Below are 2836 nucleotides of genomic sequence, written 5' to 3'. Positions count from 1 at the left end.
GAGCGCCGGTGGACGACGGCTTCCTCCAGCAGTTCGTGTCGCTGTTCGGCGAGTTCGACGTGCCCGCCGCGTTCTGGGTCAACATCCAGCTGACCTTCTACGCGGGCATCCTCGCCCTGGTCCTGGGCACCCTGCTGGCGACCATGCGGATCTCCCCCGTCCCGAGCCTGCGCTGGGCCGGGTCGACCTACGTCACGCTGCTCCGGAACACGCCCCTGACGATCATCATGGTGTTCTGCGTCCTGGGGCTCTGGGGGCAGCTCGGGTTCACGCTGTCGGCCAGCTTCGAGACGAACTTCTTCCGGCTCGCCATCCTCGCCCTGGCCGTCTACCACGCCGCGTTCGTCTGCGAGGCCCTGCGGTCGGGCGTGAACACCGTGCCCGTCGGCCAGGCCGAGGCGGCGCGCGCGATCGGGCTGTCGTTCTGGCCCGCGGCGCGGCTGATCATCCTGCCGCAGGCGTTCCGCGGCTCCGTGGCGCCGCTGGGCAACGTGCTCATCGCGCTCACCAAGAACTCGACGGTCGCGTCCGCCGCCGGCGTCGCCGAGGCGTCCGGCCTGATGAAGACCATGATCGAGTTCMGGCCCGACGTCATCGTCGCGATCTTCCTCACCTTCGCGCTGGGCTTCGTGATCATCGTCGTGCCGATCGGCCTGGCGACCACGGCGCTCTCCCGGCGGCTGGCGGTGGCCCGATGAGCACCCTGTTCGACGTCCCGGGCCCGGTCGCCCGTCGCCGCATGGTCTGGGTCAACATCGCGGCGACGGTCGTCGTGGTCGGTATCGGCGCCTGGGTGCTGGCGCGGCTCGGCGCCAAGGGGCAGCTCGACCCGGCCCTCTGGAGCCCGTTCCTCACGGCCAACCCGTGGACCAACTACCTGCTCCCCGGCCTGCGCGACACCCTCAAGGCCGCCGGGATCTCCATCGTCACGTCCGCCGTCTTCGGGCTCGTCCTCGGGCTCGGACGGCTCTCCCCGTCGCGCGCGGTGCGCTCGGTCAGCGGCACGATCGTCGAGTTCTTCCGCGCCGTCCCCGTGCTGCTCATGATGATCTTCTTCTACCTGGGGCTCGGGCAGATGCGGGTGCTCGAGCCGTCCGACGTGCCGCTGGTCGCCGTCGTCCTGGGGCTCACGTTCTACAACGGCTCCGTGTTCGCCGAGCTCGTCCGGTCCGGCGTGCACAGCCTGCCGCGGGGACAGCGCGAGGCCGCCCTGGCGATCGGGCTCCGGGACGGTCAGTCCCTGCGGATCGTCGAGGTCCCGCAGGCGCTCATCGCGATGCTGCCCGCGATCGCCAGCCAGCTCGTCGTGATCCTCAAGGACACCGCGCTCGGCGTCATCATCACGTACCCGGAGCTGCTCGACGCCGCCCGGCGGTTCGGGTCCGGCAACGGGAACATCCTGCAGTCGCTGGTCGTCGCAGCGCTCATCTTCATCGTCATCAACTACGCGTTGACGCGGCTGGCGTCCCTGCTCGCCGGACGGGTCGGGAAGCGCACGGCCGGGCGTCCGCGGGCGGAGGCACCGAGCCTCGTCGTGGCGACCGGCAAGGACTGACGGGCCGGATCGGCACCGAGGACGATCTGCTGGGGCGTCAGCCCGCCGTCGCGCTCGCGCGCATCTCCCGGACGACCGTCACCTTGATCTCGCCCGGGTAGGCCAGGTCCGCCTCGATGTGCCGGGCGATCGCCACGGCCAGCTGCGGGAGCGCGTAGTCGTCCACCTCGGACGGCTCCACCACGACCCGGACCTCGCGGCCCGCCGACATGGCCAGCGCCCGACGGACCCCCGCGTGCGCGGTGACCAGCTGCTCGAGCTTGTCGATGCGCTCGACGTACTGGTCCAGCTCCTCGCGCCTGGCCCCTGGGCGGGCTGCCGAGATCGCGTCCGCGACCTGAACGAGGACCGCCTCGACCGTCTCCGGCGGCACCTCGTCGTGGTGTGCCGCGATCGCGTTGACCACGGTCGCCGACTCCCCGTGCCGGCGCGCCAGGTCAGCGCCCACCAGGGCGTGCGTGCCCGGGACCTCCGCCGTCAGCGCCTTGCCCAGGTCGTGCAGCAGCGCGCCGCGACGAGCCACCTCGACGTCGGCGCCGACCTCCGCGGCGATCGCGGCGGCGAGCACGGCGGACTCCACCAGGTGCTCGAGCACGTTCTGCCCGTAGGACGTGCGCAGCCGCAGCCGTCCCAGCGTCCGGACCAGCGTCGGGTGCAGGCCCCGCACGCCCGCGCGCTCGGCGGCGTCATGGCCCGCGGCGTCGGTCCGCTCCTCCGCCCCGGCCAGCGCCTCGGCGTACGCCTGCTCGATGCGCTGGGGGTGGATGCGACCGTCGGCCATGAGCGCCTCGAGCGCCACCTGGGCGACCTCCCGGCGCTCGGTGTCGAAGCACGAGAGCACGACCGCGTCCGGCTGGTCGTCGATGAGCACGTTCACGCCGGTCAGCGCCTCGAAGGACCGGATGTTGCGACCCTCCTTGCCGATGATGCGGCCCTTCATCTCGTCCGACGGGAGCGCCAGGACGGTCAGGGCGGACTGGGTGCTGGTCGGCACGGCGAGCCGCTGGACCGCGGTCGTCACGATGCGCCGGGCGCGCCCCTCCGCCGTGCGCCGCGCCTGCGCCTCCGCTCGCCGCACCTGCGCGGCGGCGTCGTTCTGGGCGTCCTCGACGATCCGCCGGGTCAGCTCGGCACGCGCGTCCTCCGCGGTCAGGCCCGCGACCGACTCGACCTCCGCCAGCGCGGCACGCTCCGCCTCCGTCGCGCGCGCCGCTGCCGCGCGCTCGGCGTCCTCGACCAGCCGAGCGCCCGCGCGCTCGGCGTCCTCGACCAGCCGAGCGC

At 72.9% G+C, this 2836-nt stretch carries 3 protein-coding genes; 2 read left to right on the top strand and 1 reads right to left on the bottom strand.

Annotated features, from left to right (window positions below):
- Positions 1-8: 8 nt before the first annotated feature.
- Both ACXJKG_RS20525 and ACXJKG_RS20520 read left to right on the top strand, forming a co-directional pair.
- Positions 9-698 carry an amino acid ABC transporter permease gene (locus ACXJKG_RS20525; protein WP_456847570.1) on the top strand — a complete coding sequence of 230 codons (690 nt, stop codon included), beginning with the start codon at positions 9-11 and terminating at the stop codon, positions 696-698.
- Entirely contained in the window at positions 695-1555 is an 861-nt protein-coding gene (locus tag ACXJKG_RS20520; RefSeq protein ID WP_456847569.1) for an amino acid ABC transporter permease, read from the top strand. Before ACXJKG_RS20525 ends, ACXJKG_RS20520 begins: the two co-directional genes overlap by 4 nt.
- 37 nt (positions 1556-1592) lie before the next feature.
- Here the strand turns inward: ACXJKG_RS20520 and rny are convergent.
- Positions 1593-2836: ribonuclease Y (gene rny / locus ACXJKG_RS20515; RefSeq protein WP_456847568.1), on the bottom strand; the 1244-nt coding region annotated here is incomplete at its 5' end.

The organism is Cellulomonas sp. P5_C6, assembly GCF_054049635.1.
The sequence above is the reverse complement of the archived record's forward strand: the minus strand, read 5'-3'. Positions and strand labels throughout refer to the sequence as shown.